A 17,972-nucleotide genomic window follows, 5' to 3' on the forward strand; every position below is an offset into this window, starting at 1 on the left:
CACAGGCCTCGAATTCATCCACAGGACGCCCGTTCTCGGTGCCGGATCGGTCGGGTCACGGGGCGGGCGCTCCTATGGTCGGGCCATGGGCAGCGCCGACGACACACGTGAGCGGATCCGGAGACGACTCGACGTCCTCGCCGGGCGGGAGCCGGCCGCCGAACCCGACCCGGACGCCGGGACGGGTGTGGGGGCGGGCGAGCGGCCGGGCTGGCTGGATGACGAGCGGGAACCGGGCGGCGAACGGTGGCGGTTCGCGCCGGGCAGGCGCGGGGTGGTGGCGTTGGCGGTCGTCGCTCTGGCCGCCGCCGGGATCGGCGGGGTCGTGGTGGTCCGGGACCGCCCGGTGGCCGAGGTCGTTGCGCCGCTGCCACCCGACGACGGTGCCGGTGCCCCGGCCGCCGCGGGGGCAGCGCCTGGCCCGTCGTCCACCGGTGCGCCGGCGCCGACCACCGAGATCGTGGTCAGCGTCGTCGGTCTCGTGCACAACTCCGGGTTGGTGCATCTGCCGGAGGGGGCCAGGGTCGCGGACGCCTTGACCGCCGCGGGGGGTGCGCGTGACGGCGCCGACCTGTTGGGGCTGAACCTGGCGCAGCGGCTCGCCGACGGTGAACAGATTCTTGTCGGCCTCGCCCCGCCGCCGGGCGCCGCGCCGGTGGCGGGCAGCGCGACCGTCGGTGCCGGTGCCGGTGCCGGTGCCGGTGCCGCGGTCGGCGGTGCGGCGGCACCGGTGAACCTCAACACCGCCACCGAACAGCAGCTCGACGAGCTGCCCGGCGTCGGCCCGGTGACGGCGGCCGCGATCATCTCCTGGCGCACCACCAACGGGCGCTTCACCGACGTCGAGCAGCTCGGCGAGGTGGACGGCATCGGCCCCGCCCGCCTGGAGAAGCTGCGCGAGCTCGTGACGGCGAGATGACCGATCCGCGGCCGCGGCCGATCGACCTGCGGCTGCTCCCCTCCGCCGCGGCGTGCTGGGCGGCGACCGCGACGGGAATCGTCGGCGGCTGGCAGGCGGCGATGTGGCTCGCGATCGCGGCGCTGCTCGCGGTCGGGGCGGTGACGGTGGCCGCCCGCGGCCGGTGCACCCCGGTCGCCGGTGCCCTCATCGCGGCCCTGACCGTGTGCGCCGGGTTCGCCGCCGCCACCGCGCTGCGCGCCCATGCCGTCGCCACCCACCCGCTCGCCGACCGCGCCGGGTACGTCACCGTGACCGCCGACCTGGTTGATGACCCGAAACCGGTCCGCTCCGGGCGCGGGGACACCGTGATGGTGCGTGCGACGCTCCGGAGCATCGGGCCGGGCCGCGACGCGATGTCCGTCGGCGGTGCCGCCGTCGTGTTCGCGCCCGCGGACCGTTGGCGGGACCTGCTGCCCGGCCAGCGGGTCCGGCTGCGGGGCACCGTCGACGCGCCGGACCGCTCCGACCTGACCGTCGCGGTGATCCGGGCGATCGGGCCGCCGCGATTGATCGGCGACCCGTCCCCGGCGCAGCGCGCGGCCGGGCAGGTGCGGGACAGGTTCGCGGCCGCGGCGGCCCGCGCACTGCCCCCGGACGCGGCGGGGCTGCTGCCCGGCCTCGTCGTCGGCGACACCACCGCGCTGACGCAGTGGGTGCGCGACGATTTCACGGCCGCGGGCCTGAGCCACCTCACGGCGGTCTCCGGCGCCAACGTGTCGATCATCCTGGGCGCGGTGCTCCTGCTGACTGCCGCGCTGGCGCTTGGCCCGCGCACGTCGGCGGTGCTCGCCGGGATCGCCCTTGTTGGCTTCGTGATACTCGCGCGACCGTCGCCCAGCGTGCTGCGAGCGGCGGCGATGGGCGCGGTGGTGCTGCTCGCGATGATCGTCGGTCGCCGTCGGCAGGCGATGCCCGCGCTCGGGGGTGCCGTCATCGTGCTGCTCGCGCTGTACCCCCAGCTGGCCGTCAGCGCAGGTTTCGCGCTGTCCGTCGCGGCGACCGCCGCACTGGTGCTGATCGCTCCGCGGTGGGCGCGATGGTTGCAGCGTCGGGGCTGGCCACCGCGGCCAGCGGCGGCGGTCGCGGTCGCGGCCGCCGCGCACGTCGCGACGATGCCGATCGTCGCCGCGATGACGGGCACCGTCGGCACGGTGGCGGTCGCGGCGAACCTCCTTGTTGCGCCGGTGATCGCGCCGATCACGGTGATCGGCGCCGTCGCGGCCGCGGCGGCGACCGCCTGGGTGCCGCTCGGGGCGGCGGTCGCGTCCCTCACCGCACCGCTGCTGTGGTGGCTGCTGTGGGTGGCGCGCACCGCGGCCGACCTCCCCGGCGCCGTGCTCTCCGTGCCGTCCGGGGCAGCCGGATTCGTTGCCGCCGCGAGCGGTGCGGCTGCGTTCGTCGTCGCGGTCACGGTGCGGCGCCTGCGGGTGGTGCTCGCCGCCGCCGTGCTCGGGGTCGCCGCGGTGTGGCTGCCGGTCCGGCTGGTGTGGCCCGGGTGGCCACCGGCCGGGTGGGTGGTGGTCGCGTGTGACGTCGGGCAGGGGGACGCGCTCGTCCTCGATGCGGGCGGCGGGTCCGTCGTTGTCGTCGACGCGGGCCCGGAGGCCCGCCTCGTCGACGACTGCCTGCACCGGCTCGGCGTCCGCTCGGTTGCGGCGGTGATCCTGACGCATCTGCATGCCGATCACATCGACGGGCTGCCCGGGGTCCTGCGGGGGCGGACGGTGGGACAGCTGGTGACCGGTCCGATGAGATTGCCGGAGAACGGTTTCCGGCAGGTGCAGCGTGCGGCGTCGGCAGCCGGTGTGCCCGTTGCTGCTGCCCGGGCGGGGCAGACGCTGACCGCGGGGACCCTGACCCTCCGGATTCTCGGCCCGACGCTGCCCGCGCCGCGCGATCCCGCGGACGGTGACGATGCCGCCAACGACCAGTCGCTGGTGTTGTCCGTCGACACCACCGCGGGCCGGATCCTGCTCACCGGGGACGTCGAGGCGGACGGGCAGCGGGACCTGCTGCGGGACCGGGTTCCGGTCGCCGCGGACATCGTCAAGGTCCCGCACCACGGTTCGCGCACCACCGCCGCCGAGTTCCTCCGCGCGGTGGGGGCGGGCCTGGCGATCGTGTCGGTCGGCGCCGACAACACCTTCGGGCATCCGAACCCGGCCATCCTGCGCGTCCTCGACGAGATGGGTGCGGTGACGGTGCGCACCGATCGGGGCGGGGACGCCGCGGTCCTGCGCGCGGGCGACGCGGTCGCGGTGGCCCGGCCCTGACCTGGTCCGACCCGGCCGGTGGTCGGGGCAGGCATGGCTAGACTCGACCCATGCCGACGAATCCCGCACCGCGACCGGGTGACGCGGACGCGCCTGCGGAGCGGACGGGGAGCGGGCACGAGGCCCGCTGGGAACGGCACAACCGGGAGCGGCAGACCCGGATCCTGCGGGCGGCGGTCGAGTTGCTCGAGGAAGCGCCCCCCGGGGCCGACATCCCGGTGAAACTGATCGCGCAGCGCGCCGGGCTGGCGAAGTCGGTGGTCTACCGCCAGTTCAGCGGCCGCGACGACCTCGACTGCCGGATCCGCGCACACATGATCGACGAGTTCATCCGCACCCTCGAGGCGCGGCTGGACATCTCCAGCGGGTCGGTCGCGCAGATCCTCGAGCGGACCATCCGGGCTGCGGTGGACTGGATGAGCGATCACCCCCGGCTCAACGAGTTCGCGCGCACCGGGCCGGTGGACCGGGCCGCAGGTGTCGACGCGGTCAGCACCCTCACGGCGCGGATGGCGGCGCGGTCCCACGACCTCATCGCGTCGATCGCCGCGGCGATCGGCGTCGACGATGGGGCGTTCGCGACGGTCCCGTTCGCGGTCGTGACCATGGTCGAGGGCACCCTCACCCAGTGGGTGCGTGACCCGGCGCCGACCCGGGACCGGGACCAGATCGTCGCCGACCTCGCTGGCTACGCCTGGTTCGTGCTGGATGGTGTCGCCCGGTCGGTCGGTGTGGTGCTCGATCCCTCGGCCGAACTGCGGGAGGTCATCGCCCGGTTGGCCGTCGGCGCCGCGCGGTGACCGCTCAGCCAGCCCGGCGGGTGCGCCGGTCGGGTTCGCTGCGGTAGCGAGCGGGCGGGCCGTCGATGTGCAGCCTGCGCCACAGCTGCCGCGCGACGGGCGTCATCAGTCCTAGTTCCGCGGCAAGGGCCCGCATCTCGCCGAAGTAGCCAGCGAGGATCGCCCGCGAGTGGGCGCCACGCCAGAACGCCTCCTTCATGACCTCGCGCGGGATGTCGAACTCCTTGGCGAAGGCGCGGGGCGGCGCCATGATCTCACCGGCCAGCCACCGCATCGCGAGCGGGAAGGTGACCGCACACACCGCGCGCGAGGGCGCACCCATCCCGGCGACATGGGCCTTGAGGAACTCGCCAGCGAACGAGATGTGCCTGGCCTCCTCGGCGATGTGGATCTCCATGGTGCGCAGGACCGCGGGCGGAACGTCCACGCCCTGCCGGATCAGCGCCTTCTGGTAGTGGTCGATCGGTTCCTCGCCGCCGAGGATTCCGATGAACAGGATCACGTGTGCATAGCCGCCGGCCACCCCGATGAACGGGGACAGCGCCCGAAACGGTTTCCGCATCCCCGGCACGTCGACGCCGATCCGGTTCACCAGTTCCTGGAACATCTGGATGTGGTTGCACTCCTCGGTCATCTCGTGGAGGCAGTAGCGGAACTCCGGCGACTGGTTCGGGAGTTTCATGATGTACTGCATCATTCCGCGGATCAGGATGCTCTCGAATGCGGCGCCGACCTTGATCGAGTTGGCCTGCCGCCACCGCCCGATCGCGATCTGACGCTCCAGCGGCTGGTCGCGGTACCACTGCGTCGCGCCGAGCGGATCGATCTCGGCGGAGAGGACCCAGCGGGGATCGTCGGGGTCGATCGCCAGTTCCGGTGCATCCCAGTCGATGTCGAGGTAGGGATCGAAGCGTCGCTGCACGGACCCCTCGGACAGGGTGTGCAGCCAGGCGCGGTAGTCCGGGCTGAGCAACTCGGCCGGTGCCGATGCCGACGGTGTCATCGTGAACCTCCATCGTCTGGGCGACGCCGGGTGACCGATGTCGCGGCGCGCGGTCAGGTGATGGTGCCTCAATTTACTGAGACTCGGAGTCCCACGCAAGGGTGCGATGGCGCCGATTCCCGGCCCGGGCTCGGCGGCGGCGCGGGCTGTCGGGTCACCGTGGGACGATGCACGGGTGACTCCGTCCCCTCCCGCGCCGGCCCCGCTGCACCTCGTCCTCGGCGACGAGGAACTCCTCGTCGAACGCGCCGTCGCCGCGGTCGTTGCCGCGGTCCGGGCCTCCTCCGACACCCCGGCCGACATTCCGGTCAGCAGGCTGCGCACGGGCGACACCAGCCCCTCCGAACTGGCCGAACTCCTCAGCCCGTCGCTGTTCGCGGAGGACAAGGTGATCGTGCTCGAATCGGCAGCCGAGGCGGGGAAGGACGCCGTCGCGCTGGTGCTCGACGCGGCGGCGGCACCACCGGATGGGTGCACGCTCGTGGTGCTGCACTCCGGCGGCGGACGGGCGAAGGCGATGGTCGCCGCACTGCAGAAGGAGGGGGCGCAGGTCCACGAGTGCGCGAAGATCACCAAGGCGGGGGAGCGCGCCGACTTCGTCCGCTCCGAGTTCCGCGCGGCCGGGGTGCGGGCGTCGCCCGAGGTGATCGAGACGGTGATCGACGCGGTCGGATCGGACCTGCGGGAGCTGGCGGCCGCGTGCTCGCAGCTCGCCGCGGACACTGGCGGCCGGATCGACGCGGCCGCGGTGGCTCGGTACTACTCCGGCAAGGCCGAGGTGTCCGGATTCGACGTCGCGGAACGCGCGGTCGCCGGGGACCGGTCGGGTGCGATGGAGGCGCTGCGGTGGGCGATGTTGCGGGGAGTCCCGCATGTCCTGCTCGCCGACGCCCTCGCGGACGCCGTGCACACCATTGCTCGCGTCGACTCCGCAGGCCGGGGCGATCCGTTCCGAATGGCATCGGGGCTGGGGATGGCGCCGTGGAAGGTGAAGAAGGCGCAGGGGCAGGCGCGGGGGTGGCGCCCGGAGACGCTCGGCGCTGCGCTCGAGGTGGTCGCGCAGCTCAACGCCGACGTCAAGGGCGCGGCCGCGGACCCCGACCATGCGGTGGAGTACGCCGTCCGCCGCGTCGCCGACCTGCACGGCTAATCCGCAGGCCTGCCGAGGCCCGACACGCGAAAGACCGCCCGGTCGAGGACCGGGCGGTCTCCAGCGATGACAGCGGTGACGGCAATGCCGTCACGAAGGTGTCGTCAGAGCTTGTTCGCGGCCAGCGCGAGCGCCGACTTCTTGTTGGCGGCCTGGTTGGCGTGGATGACGCCCTTGCTTGCTGCCTTGTCGAGCTTGCGGCTCGCGGTGACGAGGAGCTCGTTGGCCTTGTCCTTGTCGCCCGCGGCGGCTGCCTCGCGGAAGGAGCGGATTGCGGTGCGCAGCGAGGACTTCACCGACTGGTTGCGCAGTCGCTGACGCTCGTTGGTGCGGATCCGCTTCACCTGGGACTTGATGTTGGCCACGCGTAAAATCCTGTCGTCTTCGCTGGTTTTCTTCTGGTTGAGAAAGCTTCGGGTGCGTCCACGCACCGACCGGCCACGTTACCAGCCCTGCCCGGTCCAGCCCAAACCCGGTCATCGGGGCGGGTGCCGCTCGGCTCACCGCGGGCCGGTGCGCGGACTCCCGCCCGACTCGCCCGCGAGGTCGTTGTCGATGACAATGACCTCACGTAACGTCCGAATTCAGGCATCTCCCCATCGTGATCGACGTCGAGTAAAGGTGGCACATGTCTCTCACAGTCCAGGAGCAGACCGAGACCCGGGTGATCTCGGATGCAAAGAAGTATCTCGCGGAGGGGATCGGCACCTTCGTGCTGGTGTTCGTCTCCGTCGGCACCGCCGTCATCGCGGGAAGCAAGGTCGGGAACCTGGGCGTCGCGCTGGCGTTCGGTCTCACGCTGGCCTTCCTGGTCTACGCGATCGGACCGGTGTCCGGCTGTCACGTCAACCCGGCGGTCACGTTCGGTCAGTTCCTGATCGGGCGGATCGAGGGTGTGAAGGCGCTGATGTATGTCGGGGCCCAGGTGATCGGTGGCCTGGTCGCCGGCGCCGTGCTGTTCGCGGTCGCCAGCAGCCTGCCATCGTACGACCGGGCGGCCAGCGGGCTCGGCGCGAACGGCTGGGGTGATCACAGTCCGTCCGCGGTGCAGGGTCCGCTCGGTGGCGTGCTGCAGAGCGGCTACGGCATCGGCGCGATGATCGTCGTCGAGGTGCTGCTCACCGCCCTGCTGGTGTTCGTGGTCCTCGCGTCCACCGACCAGCTCTCCGACGTGCCGCTGGCGGGCATTGCGATTGGCTTCACCCTCGCGGTCATCCACATCATGTCCATCCCGATCGACAACACCTCGGTGAACCCGGCCCGCAGCTTCGCGGTCGCCTGGTACCAGGACGGTGCACCACTGCAGCTGTGGGCGTTCATCGTCTTCCCGCTGATCGGCGGCGCGGTCGGGGCGTTCGCCTACCGGTCGCTGTTCGGCCGCAGCGCCAACGCCTGACGCCGTCCGCCCGAGGGGGCGCCGTCGGCCGGTCCATCCGGTCGGTGACGCCCCTCGGCGGTCGACGGCCCAGTGTCAGGTCCAGCCGAAGTCGCGGCGGAGCCGATCCGCGACCCGATCGAAACGGTCCCGGTCGAGGACGGCGCCCTCGCGGCGGATGCCGTCCTCGGGGACGTCGAGCACCCGGTCCAGGCGAACCCAGCTCGGCCGGTGCGCGCCGTCCCACGACCCGGACCCGAGCGCGATCCAGTCCCGCTGCCCGTCGCGTTCCGAGTTCGACGACAGCATCAGCCCGAGCAGGGTGCGGCCGTCGCGCCCGACCACCAGCACCGGACGGTCCTTGCCCTGGCCCGCGTCCTCCTCGTAGCTGACCCAGGTCCAGACGATTTCCCCCGGATCGGCGCGGCCGTCCAGGTCCGGGGCGTAGTCGACGGTCCTGGCCCGGTGCGCGGTCGGCACCGCGGTGGCGGACACCGGCCGACCGGGTCGCGTCGGCGTCGGCCCGGCCTGCCTCGGTCCGGGCAGCACCCCGCTCTTCTGCAGCCCCTTGAGCAGCCGCGGGCCCTCCCTCAGAGCGATGTCGCCGAGCTGTCTGCCGATCCGTGTCCACCTCGAAGCCATCTGTTCAACCTAGTGGCGGGGCCGAACCGGCCGGGGACGGCACCTGGCCTATCCTGGATCCCTAGTGACTGCGGCCCGCATCGGGCCGCCGCCGACTTCAGGAGCCCACCATCGCCACCTTCGCCGACACGACGTTCACGGACCCGTCGCGGATCCGGAACTTCTGCATCATCGCGCACATCGACCACGGCAAGTCGACGCTGGCGGACCGGATGTTGCAGCTCACGGGGGTCGTCGAGGAGCGCGCGATGCGCGCCCAGTACCTGGATCGGATGGATATCGAGCGGGAGCGCGGCATCACGATCAAGGCGCAGAACGTGCGGCTGCCCTGGACGGTCGAGCACGAGGACGGCAGCACCGAAGAGATCGTCCTGCACCTGATCGACACCCCCGGTCACGTCGACTTCACCTACGAGGTGTCCCGCGCACTTGAGGCCTGCGAGGGGGCGGTGTTGCTGGTCGACGCCGCGCAGGGCATCGAGGCGCAGACGTTGGCCAACCTGTACCTGGCGATGGAGAAGGACCTCACCATCATCCCGGTGCTCAACAAGATCGACCTGCCCGCCGCCGACCCCGACCGGTACGCCGCCGAGATCGCGCACATCGTCGGCTGCGAACCCGGAGACGTGCTGCGGGTGTCCGGCAAGACCGGCGTCGGCGTCCGGGAACTGCTCGACGAGGTCGTCAAGCAGGTGCCCGCCCCGGTCGGCGACGCCGACGGCCCGGCCCGCGCGATGATCTTCGACTCCGTGTACGACGCCTACCGTGGCGTCGTCACCTATGTCCGAGTGGTGGACGGCAAGATCCGTCCCCGCGAGAAGATCACCATGATGTCGACCGGCACCACCCACGAACTGCTCGAGGTCGGCATCATCTCGCCCGAGCCGAAGGCCACCGCGGGTCTGGGGGTCGGCGAGGTCGGTTACCTGATCACCGGGGTGAAGGACGTCCGCCAGTCCCGGGTCGGTGACACCGTCACCACCTTCCGCAACGGCGCCTCCGAGCCGCTGGTCGGCTACCGCGACCCCAAGCCGATGGTCTACTCCGGCCTGTACCCGATGGACGGCTCCGACTACCCGGTGCTGCGGGACGCGCTCGACAAGTTGCGCCTCAACGACGCGGCACTGGCGTACGAGCCGGAGACGTCGGTGGCGCTCGGCTTCGGCTTCCGGTGCGGTTTCCTCGGGCTGCTGCACATGGAGATCACCCGGGACCGGCTCGAGCGGGAATTCGGCCTCGACCTCATCTCCACCGCGCCGAACGTGGTGTACCGGGTGACGATGGAGGACGGCTCCGAGCATGAGGTGACGAACCCGTCGTACTGGCCCGAGGGCAAGGTGCGCGAGGTGTATGAGCCGATGTCCAAGTGCACGGTCATCGCCCCGAGCGAGTACACCGGCGCGATCATGGAGCTGTGTCAGTCCCGCCGCGGTGAGCTCGGCGGCATGGACTATCTCTCCGAGACGCGCGTTGAGCTGCGGTACACGCTGCCGATGGGCGAAATCATGTTCGACTTCTTCGACGCGCTCAAGTCGCGGACCAAGGGCTACGCCAGCCTCGACTACGAGGAGTCCGGCGAGCAGCAGTCCGCGCTGGTGAAGGTCGACATCCTGCTGCAGGGCGAGGCCGTCGACGCGTTCAGCGCGATCGTGCACAAGGACGCCGCGTTCGCGTACGGCAACAAGATGACCACCAAGCTGCGCGAGCTGATCCCGCGCCAGCAGTTCGAGGTGCCGATCCAGGCCGCGATCGGCTCGAAGATCATCGCCCGCGAGAACATTCGCGCGATCCGCAAGGACGTGCTCGCCAAGTGCTACGGCGGCGACATCAGCCGCAAGCGCAAGCTGCTCGAGAAGCAGAAGGAAGGCAAGAAGCGGATGAAGACCATCGGCCGGGTCGAGGTGCCGCAGGAGGCCTTTGTCGCGGCGCTGTCGAACGAGTCGGTGGCGGACAAGCCCAAGAAGTAGATGCGCTCCGCGCCCGTGAGTGATTTTTACCCCGATCGGGGTAAAAATCACTCACGGTGCGACGAAGTCGCGGAATGGAGTCGGTGTGCTCGAGACCTGGTTGACGACGACATTGGGACTCGAGGTGCCGATTCTCGGCGCCCCGATGGGTGGACGGGCGGGCGGTGCCCTTGCCGGTGAGGTGTCGAAGGCCGGTGGCCTCGGTCTGCTCGGCGCAGCCAGGTACGCCACCCCGGACTGGGTCGCGGCCGAGTCGGCCGTCGCCAAGGCGATCGGCGGTGACCTGGGAATCGGGCTGATGACCTGGGCACTGCACGACAACGACACACTGCTCGACGCGGCGATTGCCGCCCGCCCCGCCGTGATCTCGCTGTCATTCGGCGACCCTGCCCCGTTCGTTGCGCGGGCAAAGTCGGCGGGCGCGCTGGTCTGCTCGCAGGTCAACACCCTCGAGGACCTGCGGGTGGTCGAGGCCGCCGGGGTCGACTTCGTGGTCGCCCAGGGCACCGAGGCGGGCGGGCACACCGGCCGGATCGGTACCCTGCCGCTGCTGCAGCAAATCCTCGAATCGACCGACCTTCCCGTCGTCGCCGCGGGCGGCATCGCCACCGGACGCGGGCTGGCCGCGGTGCTCGCGGCCGGGGCCGAGGGGGCCTGGGTCGGAACGGCGTTGCTGGCCAGCCCGGAGACCATCGGCCCCGAGTTCGCCCAGCAGAAGCTGGTGGACGCGGATTCCGCCGACACCGTCTACACCTCGGTCTTCGACCAGGCCAGGGACCAGCCGTGGCCCGCCCGGTGGGGTGGCCGCGCGCTGGTCAACGAGTTCACCGGCACCTGGCACGAGCGCGGCGCGGACAACGAGACCCTTGCGGACGCCTACGACCCCGCCAACCCGGATCTGGCCGTCGTCTACGCGGGCGAGGCGGCCGGGCTGGTCAACGAGATCCGGCCGGCGGGTGAGGTGGTCCGCACGATCGCGTCCGACGCGGAGCGGCTGCTGGCCCGCTTCGCCTGACCCCGATCGACTGCCCTCCGGACTGACCTGACTGCCCTCCGGACTGACTGCCCTCCGGACTGACCGAATGTGGAATTCGGTCAGTCAGACTGATCGAATACCACATTCGGTCGGGGGTGCGGGGCCGGTCGGGGGTGCGGGGCCGGTCGGGGGTGCGGGGCCGGTCGGGGGGTGCCGGCCGGTCGGGGTGGGCGGTCCGGTTAGGTGGGGGAGTGCGCGGGCTGGAAGGTACCGGTGTCCACGGCCTCCTCGGCGCGGATCACGTGCACGACCGCGTTGATCAGGGCGAGGTGCGTGAACGCCTGTGGGAAGTTGCCGAGATGTCGACCGGTGCGGGCGTCGATCTCCTCCGCGTACAGCTTCAGCGGGCTGGCATAGCCGAGAAGCCGTTCGCACAGCCGCTTCGCTCGGGCGAGTTCGCCGATCTCCACCAGCGCCGACACCAACCAGAACGAGCAGATCGTGAACGTGCCCTCCTCGCCGGACAGCCCGTCGTCGGTGGTGTCGACGCGGTAGCGCAGCACCAGGCCGTTCTCGGTGAGCTCGTCGGCGATGGTCAGCACCGTGGCGCGGACGCGGTGATCGTCGGCGGGCAGGAACCGCAGCAGTGGGACCAACAGCAGGGACGCGTCCAGCGACGGGTGCCCATACCGCTGGGTGAACACGCCACGCTCGTCGACGCCGTGCTCGAGGATGTCGGACTTGATCTCGTCCGCGATCGCCGACCACTGCTGCGCGTACGACTTTTCGCCGCGCAGCGCGGCGAGCTTCGTGCCCCGGTCGAGCGCCACCCAGCACATCACCTTCGACGAGGTGAAGTGCTGCGGTTCGCCGCGCACCTCCCAGATCCCGCGGTCCGGCTGCCGCCAATGCCTGATCGCCTCCTCCACCTGCCGCTTGAGTAGCGGCCACAGCGCGTCCGGGACCTGGTCCCGTGACCGCACATGCAGATACACGGAGTCCAGCATGGTGCCCCAGATGTCGTGCTGCTTCTGGTTGTATGCGCCGTTTCCAATCCGGACCGGCCGGGCCCCGTCATACCCGGACAGGTGGTCGAGTTCGGCCTCCTCAAGCGTCTTCTCGCCGCCGATCCCGTACATCACCTGCAGCGGGTGCGGGTGCCCGTCCTCGCCCTGCGAAACGTCGGAGATGAAGGCGAAGAAGTCGTTGGCCTCCCGGTCGAGTCCGAGGGTGTAGAGGCCCCACAGCGCGAACGTCGAATCCCGAACCCATGCGTACCGGTAGTCCCAGTTCCGTTCCCCGCCTGGCGTTTCCGGTAAGGAGGTGGTCGACGCCGCGAGCAGTGCGCCGGTCGGGGAGTAGGTCAGGCCCTTGAGGGTCAGTGCGCTGCGCTGCAGGTAGCCACGCCACGGGTGGTCGGGGAACCGGCCGATGGTGATCCACTGCCGCCAGCATTCCGCCGTCTTCCACATTTTCTCGGCGGCATCGGAAAACGACTGCGGTGCAGGGAGGTTCGACCACGACAGTGCGACGAACACATTGTCGCCTTCCTGCATCCGGGTCCGCGCCCGTGCTTCCCTGCCCTCAAGGCCCAGCTTCAGGTTGGACGTGAGGCGCAGGGTGGGGTTGGCGCCGAGACCGCTGCCGTCACCCGTGGCGGTCGCCTCCTCGTACACCGCGCCGGTGTACTCCCATTTCGCCGGGACACGGTGGTAGTCAAATGACGGCTCGCAACTCATCTCCAGTTCCACCACGCCGCTGACGCACTTCACGGTGCGCAGCAGGATGTGCTCGGCATCCCAGTCCGTCGGGGTGCGGCGGTGACTGCGCGAACGCTGCTCGTTGTTGTGCCACGGTCCCATCACCAGGGCGTCGCGGACGATGAGCCACCCGGTCTCGGTCTGCCAGGTGGTCTCCACGATCAGCCCGCCCGGCAGGTAGCGGCGGGCGGCAGGCACGTTCTGCCCGTACGGCCCGATCCGGAAGTGCCCGGCGCTGCGATCGAGAATCGACCCGAACACGCTCGGCGAATCGGGCCGAGGCACGCACATCCACTCGACCGACCCGTTGCGGGCGATCAGGCAGGTGGTTTCGCAGTCCGACAGGAACGCGTAGTCGTCGATCGGCGGGAAGGTGGTGCGGTGGGGTGCGGGCTCGATTGTCGCCGGAAGGTTCGCGGGGAGGGTCTCGGCGCCGGTGATCCGGCCGTGCACGTCGGGGTCGGTGGCCGTCATCTGCATATCATCGGCTCGGTCGGCGCCGTCGTCCACCGCTGACGGCGGGGCCGTCGTTCACGTTCGACGGCGGGGCCGTCGTTCACCGCTGACGGCGGGGCCATCGTTCACGTTCGACGGTGCCGCGTAGGGTGGGGGCGTGAATCAGATCGCCAGTTGGTGGGACGGCCTCGAATTGTGGCTGATCGGGCTACCGTACGTTCCGCAGCTCCTGCTGGTGTTGGTTGTCGCGTTGCCCGCCGCGTACGGGCTCGCCAGGGTCTTCGACATCACGCTGGCCCGTGCCCTGACCCTGCTCGGACGGGACCGGGCCCGGTCCGGCGACGCGGCCCGGGTCGGTGAGCCCTGATGCCCCGTTCCCGCGTCACCCTCGTCCTGATCGTCCTGCTGGTGCTGGTCCTCGTCGGGTGGCTGTTCACCCGCTGATCGGGTGAACGCCCGCCTGTTGGATTCATCACCACGCGCTCTGCTAGATTCGTCCGCGTGTCTGCCACTGCCGTACACCAGGTCCGCCATGAACTGGCGTTGATCGCTGTCGGCATGCTCGCAGTCGCCGACATCGACTGTTGTTGATCTCCTCCGCCTTGCTCGACTGAGCCGGCCCGTCCGCCCCACGCAGAGGGCACCTTTCCCACATTCCTGTGCCCGCGAACCACCGCAGCCCACCTCGGCGGCGGCGGTCGCGGCGGTCGCGATGACCGAACTTCCCTCGCCGTGCGCGGCGAATCCGTGAAAGGCATATCGATGAGTGTTCGTGCCCGACTCACCCGCTCCGGCGTTCTGTTTGCCGCCGCCCTCACCGCGGGAGCGGTCGCGTTGACGGCCTGCGCAGGCGGGTCGAGCGACGTGGTAGGCGGTGAGTCCGGTTCCGGTGACGGCAGCGGCGGCACCGTCAACCTGTTTGCGTACGCGGTGCCCAAGCCCGGTTTTGACAGAATTCTCCCCGGATTCAGGGACACCGAGGCGGGCGCCGACGTGAAGGTCCAGCCGTCCTACGGTGCCTCCGGCGACCAGTCCCGCAAGGTGAAGGACGGCGCACGGGCCGATGTCGTGAACTTTTCCGTCGAACCCGACATCACCCGCCTGGTCGATGCCGGATTGGTGAGCCCGGACTGGAACGCGGACGCCTACAACGGGATTCCGTTCGGGTCGGTCGTCACCCTGGTGGTGCGCGAGGGCAACCCGAAGAACATCCGGGACTGGGATGACCTGCTCGCCCCCGGCGTTGAGGTGGTCACCCCCAACCCGTTCAGTTCCGGCTCGGCGAAGTGGAACCTGCTCGCGCCGTACGCGGCCAAGAGCGACGGCGGGACCAATCCGCAGGCCGGGCTCGACTACGTGAAGGCGCTCGTCACCGATCACGTGAAGGTGCAGCCGAAGTCGGGTCGTGAGGCCACCGAGACGTTCCTGCAGGGCAGCGGTGACGTGTTGATCAGCTACGAGAACGAGGCGATCTTCACCGAACGGAACGGTGATCCCGTCGAGCACGTCACCCCGCCGGTCACCTTCAAGATCGAGAACCCGGTCGCGGTGCTGCAGAACAGCAAGGCGCTTGAGCAGGCGACCGCGTTCCGCGACTACCTGTTCACGCCGGAGGCCCAGACGCTGTGGGCCGAGGCCGGATTCCGTCCCGTCGACCCGGCCGTCGCCGCCGAGTTCACCGACGAGTTCCCCGCCCCGGAAACCCTGTGGACGATCGCGGATCTCGGTGGCTGGAAGGCCGTCGACGAGACCCTGTTCACGCAGGGCAGCGGGTCGATTGCCGTGATCTACGAAGCCGCGAACCGGTAGCCTCGCCATGTCCGACTCCACGATGACGGAGGGATCGGTGTCCGAGATCGTCGCCACCCCGCCGACCGAGTCCACGCCGGCCCCCGCCGCACCGCCGCGACGGCGCCGCCGATGGTTCACCGTCACCGGCACCGTCGGTCCGCTCGGGATCGGCGTAACGATGCTGTGGCTCAGCGTGATCGTGCTGCTGCCGCTCGCGGCGTTGACGGTGACCTCGTTCGAAGACGGACTCGCCGGATTCTGGGACGCGGTCACCAGTCCCGCGTCGTTGGCCTCGCTGCGCGTCACCATCCTGGTGTCGGTGGTCGTTGCGCTGATCAACGTGGTCATGGGCACGCTCATCGCATGGGTGCTGGTGCGTGATGAGTTCCCCGGCAAGCGGATCGTCAATGCGTTCATCGACCTCCCGTTCGCCCTGCCGACCATCGTCGCGAGCATCGTGCTGCTGTCCCTGTACGGGCCGAACAGCCCGATTGACGTGCAGCTCAACGCGACCCAGCCGGGTCTTGTCGTCGCCCTCGCGTTCGTGACACTGCCGTTCGTCGTCCGGTCGGTACAGCCGGTGCTGATCGAGACGGACCGCGAGGTCGAGCAGGCCGCCGCCTCGCTCGGCGCGAGCAACTGGACCATCTTCGTCAAGGTCGTGCTGCCGACCTTGACGCCCGCGATCGTCAGCGGCGCGGGCCTGGCGTTCGCCCGCGCGATCGGCGAATACGGTTCGGTGGTGTTGATCGGCGGCAACATCCCGGGCGAGACGCAGGTGACCTCGCAGCGAATCCAACAGCTGATCGAGATCGACCGGCCGGTGGACGCCGCGGCCGTCTCGGTGGCGCTGCTGGCGATCGCCTTCGTGACCCTGCTGGTGCTGCGGGTGTTCGCGAGCCGCAACCAGCGTCGTGAGGAGCAGGCGTCGTGAACGTGTCCACCCCAACCCGGCTGAGTCTGCGGGTCGCCGCCCTCGGCTACCTGGCGCTGCTGCTGCTGGTGCCGATCATGGTGATCCTGTGGCGCACCTTTGAGCGCGGTATCGTCGCCTTCTTCGAGGCGATTTCGACGCCCGCGGCGATCTCGGCGCTCAACCTGTCCCTGTTGATCGTCGCGATCGTGGTGCCGATCAACGTCATCTTCGGGGTGATCACCGCGCTCGCTCTGGTACGGGGACGCTTCCCCGGCCGCGGCCTGATGCAGGCGGTGGTCGACCTGCCGTTCGCGGTGTCGCCGGTCGTCGTCGGTGTATCGCTGATCCTGCTGTGGGGTGTCAACGGCTGGTTCGGTGGCCTCGACTCGCTCGGGTTCCGGGTCATCTTCGGGTTGCCGGGGATGGTGCTGGCGACCATCTTCGTGACCCTGCCGTTCGTGGTGCGCGAGGTGGAGCCGGTGCTCCACGAGATCGGTGACGAGCAGGAGCAGGCCGCCGCGACACTGGGCGCCTCGAAGTGGCAGACCTTCTGGCGGATCACCCTTCCCGCGATCCGCTGGGGCCTGACCTACGGCATCGTGCTGACGGTCGCCCGCTCGCTGGGCGAGTTCGGCGCCGTGATCATGGTGTCGTCCGGTTTCCCCGGCGTCTCGCAGACCCTGACCCTGCTGGTGCACTCGCGCTACATCGACGACCACAACACCTACGGCGCGTACTGCGCGGCGACGCTGCTGATGGGCATCGCCCTGGTGACGCTGCTGCTGATGACGCTGCTGGATCGCAAGAGGAGCAAGGCATGATTTCCGTCATCGGCGCCCAGAAGAACTACGGCGACTTCGCGGCACTGGACAATCTGTCGCTGGACATCCCGTCGGGCTCGCTGACCGCGCTGCTCGGCCCGTCCGGGTCGGGCAAGTCGACGCTGCTGCGGTCGATCGCCGGCCTTGAGCACCCCGACGCGGGCACGATCACGATCGCGGGCAAGGACGTCACTGGGGTGCCGCCGCAGAAGCGCGACATCGGGTTCGTGTTCCAGCACTACGCGGCGTTCAAGCACATGACCGTCCGGGACAACGTGGCGTTCGGCCTCACGATCCGCAAGCGGCCGAAGCCGGAGATCGAGAAGAAGGTCGGCGAGCTGCTCGGGATCGTCGGTCTCGACGGCTTTCAGCACCGCTACCCGGCGCAGCTGTCGGGCGGCCAACGTCAGCGAATGGCGTTGGCCAGGGCGCTGGCGGTGGACCCCCAGGTGCTGCTGCTCGACGAGCCGTTCGGCGCGCTGGACGCGAAGGTCAGGGAGGACCTGCGCACCTGGCTGCGGCGGCTGCACGACGAGGTGCACGTGACCACGGTCCTGGTGACCCATGACCAGGAGGAGGCCCTCGATGTCGCGGACCGGATCGCGGTCCTGAACCGGGGTCGGATCGAGCAGGTCGGCACCCCGCGGGAGTTGTACGACAGCCCGGCGAACAATTTCGTGATGTCGTTCCTCGGACCGGTCGCGAAGCTCAACGGTCAGCTGGTGCGCCCGCACGACATTCGCGTGGGCAGGGACCCGAGCATGGCGGTCGCGCAGAAGGCGGGCACCGCCGAATCCGCCGGTGTCACGCGCGCGACGGTGGAGCGCGTCGTGCACCTCGGCTTCGAGGTGCGGGTCGAGCTGCGGAACGCCGCGACCGGGGACCTGTTCGCCGCCCAGGTCACCCGCGGCGACAGCGAAGCGCTGCAGTTGCGGGAGGGCGAGACCGTGTACGCGCGGGCGACGCTGATCCCGAACATCCCTGCTTAGGGGTCGCCGCCGTGGGGGGGGGCCCCAGGGGCAGGAACCCCGCCCCCCCCCCCCCCCCCAAGGCCGGCAAGCCCAACCAAAACACCAACAAC

17 protein-coding genes are annotated in these 17,972 nt (G+C 70.3%); 13 read left to right on the plus strand and 4 right to left on the minus strand.

The features are described 5' to 3' along the window. Nucleotides 1-85: 85 nt before the first annotated feature. The 3 genes from ACFWPA_RS17865 to ACFWPA_RS17875 are packed head-to-tail and all read left to right on the plus strand — an operon-like array spanning nt 86 to nt 4,034. The gene (locus tag ACFWPA_RS17865) at nt 86-919 is read left to right on the plus strand and encodes a helix-hairpin-helix domain-containing protein (protein WP_378506522.1); all 834 of its coding nucleotides are present in this window, start codon (nt 86-88) and stop codon (nt 917-919) included. Next, on the plus strand, nt 916-3,234 hold the full coding sequence (locus tag ACFWPA_RS17870; RefSeq protein ID WP_378506523.1) for a ComEC/Rec2 family competence protein: 2,319 nt from the start codon (nt 916-918) through the stop codon (nt 3,232-3,234). The genes ACFWPA_RS17865 and ACFWPA_RS17870 overlap by 4 nt, the downstream gene beginning before the upstream one ends. Nucleotides 3,235-3,284: 50 nt before the next feature. Then, nucleotides 3,285-4,034 (plus strand): TetR/AcrR family transcriptional regulator, encoded by a 750-nt coding sequence (locus tag ACFWPA_RS17875; protein WP_378506524.1) that lies wholly within the window; start codon nt 3,285-3,287, stop codon nt 4,032-4,034. Nucleotides 4,035-4,038: 4 nt separating this feature from the next. On the opposite strand, the gene ACFWPA_RS17880 is transcribed toward ACFWPA_RS17875, so the two are convergent. After that, a complete protein-coding gene (locus tag ACFWPA_RS17880; protein WP_378571287.1) occupies nt 4,039-5,037 on the minus strand; it encodes a diiron oxygenase in 999 nt (332 codons plus the stop codon). A 175-nt stretch (nt 5,038-5,212) separates the two neighbouring features. Here ACFWPA_RS17880 and holA point away from each other — a divergent pair, with 175 nt between their 5' ends. Then, complete coding sequence (holA, locus tag ACFWPA_RS17885) at nt 5,213-6,187, plus strand: DNA polymerase III subunit delta (protein WP_378506526.1); 975 nt, start codon at nt 5,213-5,215, stop codon at nt 6,185-6,187. 104 nt (nt 6,188-6,291) lie between these two features. On the opposite strand, the gene rpsT is transcribed toward holA, so the two are convergent. Then, complete coding sequence (gene rpsT / locus ACFWPA_RS17890) at nt 6,292-6,552, minus strand: 30S ribosomal protein S20 (protein WP_378506527.1); 261 nt, start codon at nt 6,550-6,552, stop codon at nt 6,292-6,294. A 263-nt stretch (nt 6,553-6,815) separates the two neighbouring features. Between rpsT and ACFWPA_RS17895 the strand changes: the two genes are divergently transcribed. Continuing rightward, a complete protein-coding gene (locus tag ACFWPA_RS17895; RefSeq protein WP_378506528.1) occupies nt 6,816-7,583 on the plus strand; it encodes an aquaporin in 768 nt (255 codons plus the stop codon). 75 nt (nt 7,584-7,658) lie between these two features. On the opposite strand, the gene ACFWPA_RS17900 is transcribed toward ACFWPA_RS17895, so the two are convergent. Beyond that, nucleotides 7,659-8,204 carry a type II toxin-antitoxin system PemK/MazF family toxin gene (locus ACFWPA_RS17900; RefSeq protein WP_378506529.1) on the minus strand — a complete coding sequence of 182 codons (546 nt, stop codon included), beginning with the start codon at nt 8,202-8,204 and terminating at the stop codon, nt 7,659-7,661. Between the two features lie 152 nt (nt 8,205-8,356). On the opposite strand from ACFWPA_RS17900, the gene lepA reads away from it, so the two are divergent. Both lepA and ACFWPA_RS17910 read left to right on the plus strand, forming a co-directional pair. Next, complete coding sequence (gene lepA / locus ACFWPA_RS17905; RefSeq protein WP_378506741.1) at nt 8,357-10,171, plus strand: translation elongation factor 4; 1,815 nt, start codon at nt 8,357-8,359, stop codon at nt 10,169-10,171. A gap of 85 nt (nt 10,172-10,256) precedes the next feature. Next, nucleotides 10,257-11,186 carry an NAD(P)H-dependent flavin oxidoreductase gene (locus ACFWPA_RS17910; RefSeq protein ID WP_378506530.1) on the plus strand — a complete coding sequence of 310 codons (930 nt, stop codon included), beginning with the start codon at nt 10,257-10,259 and terminating at the stop codon, nt 11,184-11,186. A gap of 200 nt (nt 11,187-11,386) precedes the next feature. Here the strand turns inward: ACFWPA_RS17910 and ACFWPA_RS17915 are convergent, their stop codons facing one another. Beyond that, complete coding sequence (locus ACFWPA_RS17915; RefSeq protein WP_378506531.1) at nt 11,387-13,381, minus strand: glycoside hydrolase family 15 protein; 1,995 nt, start codon at nt 13,379-13,381, stop codon at nt 11,387-11,389. A 139-nt stretch (nt 13,382-13,520) separates the two neighbouring features. Between ACFWPA_RS17915 and ACFWPA_RS17920 the strand changes: the two genes are divergently transcribed. The 6 genes from ACFWPA_RS17920 to ACFWPA_RS17945 all read left to right on the plus strand — a co-directional run bounded on the left by ACFWPA_RS17920 (nt 13,521) and on the right by ACFWPA_RS17945 (nt 17,880). After that, nucleotides 13,521-13,730 (plus strand): hypothetical protein, encoded by a 210-nt coding sequence (locus tag ACFWPA_RS17920; RefSeq protein ID WP_378506532.1) that lies wholly within the window; start codon nt 13,521-13,523, stop codon nt 13,728-13,730. 134 nt (nt 13,731-13,864) lie between these two features. Beyond that, complete coding sequence (locus ACFWPA_RS17925; RefSeq protein ID WP_354003507.1) at nt 13,865-13,954, plus strand: Ms4533A family Cys-rich leader peptide; 90 nt, start codon at nt 13,865-13,867, stop codon at nt 13,952-13,954. Nucleotides 13,955-14,125: 171 nt separating this feature from the next. Further along, nucleotides 14,126-15,172, plus strand: a complete 1,047-nt coding sequence (locus tag ACFWPA_RS17930; protein ID WP_378506533.1) for a sulfate ABC transporter substrate-binding protein — start codon at nt 14,126-14,128, stop codon at nt 15,170-15,172. Nucleotides 15,173-15,179: 7 nt separating this feature from the next. Beyond that, nucleotides 15,180-16,088 carry a sulfate ABC transporter permease subunit CysT gene (cysT, locus tag ACFWPA_RS17935; RefSeq protein WP_378506534.1) on the plus strand — a complete coding sequence of 303 codons (909 nt, stop codon included), beginning with the start codon at nt 15,180-15,182 and terminating at the stop codon, nt 16,086-16,088. After that, nucleotides 16,085-16,891 carry a sulfate ABC transporter permease subunit CysW gene (cysW, locus tag ACFWPA_RS17940; protein ID WP_378506535.1) on the plus strand — a complete coding sequence of 269 codons (807 nt, stop codon included), beginning with the start codon at nt 16,085-16,087 and terminating at the stop codon, nt 16,889-16,891. Before cysT ends, cysW begins: the two co-directional genes overlap by 4 nt. Beyond that, nucleotides 16,888-17,880: a sulfate/molybdate ABC transporter ATP-binding protein gene (locus tag ACFWPA_RS17945; RefSeq protein WP_378506536.1), complete on the plus strand. Its 993-nt coding sequence runs from the start codon at nt 16,888-16,890 to the stop codon at nt 17,878-17,880. Before cysW ends, ACFWPA_RS17945 begins: the two co-directional genes overlap by 4 nt. The last annotated feature ends 92 nt before the right edge of the window (nt 17,881-17,972 follow it).

Source organism: Rhodococcus sp. NPDC058505 (assembly GCF_042720095.1).
Lineage (GTDB): Bacteria > Actinomycetota > Actinomycetes > Mycobacteriales > Mycobacteriaceae > Rhodococcus_G.

Coding starts and splice junctions, on each gene's coding strand:
- ACFWPA_RS17915 (WP_378506531.1), bottom strand. CDS start 13,381: ATGACGGCCACCGACCCCGACGTGCACGGCCGGATCACCGGCGCCGAG.
- ACFWPA_RS17880 (WP_378571287.1), bottom strand. CDS start 5,037: ATGACACCGTCGGCATCGGCACCGGCCGAGTTGCTCAGCCCGGACTAC.
- ACFWPA_RS17930 (WP_378506533.1), top strand. CDS start 14,126: ATGAGTGTTCGTGCCCGACTCACCCGCTCCGGCGTTCTGTTTGCCGCC.
- cysT (WP_378506534.1), top strand. CDS start 15,180: ATGTCCGACTCCACGATGACGGAGGGATCGGTGTCCGAGATCGTCGCC.
- ACFWPA_RS17900 (WP_378506529.1), bottom strand. CDS start 8,204: ATGGCTTCGAGGTGGACACGGATCGGCAGACAGCTCGGCGACATCGCT.
- ACFWPA_RS17945 (WP_378506536.1), top strand. CDS start 16,888: ATGATTTCCGTCATCGGCGCCCAGAAGAACTACGGCGACTTCGCGGCA.
- ACFWPA_RS17865 (WP_378506522.1), top strand. CDS start 86: ATGGGCAGCGCCGACGACACACGTGAGCGGATCCGGAGACGACTCGAC.
- ACFWPA_RS17895 (WP_378506528.1), top strand. CDS start 6,816: ATGTCTCTCACAGTCCAGGAGCAGACCGAGACCCGGGTGATCTCGGAT.
- ACFWPA_RS17870 (WP_378506523.1), top strand. CDS start 916: ATGACCGATCCGCGGCCGCGGCCGATCGACCTGCGGCTGCTCCCCTCC.
- ACFWPA_RS17875 (WP_378506524.1), top strand. CDS start 3,285: ATGCCGACGAATCCCGCACCGCGACCGGGTGACGCGGACGCGCCTGCG.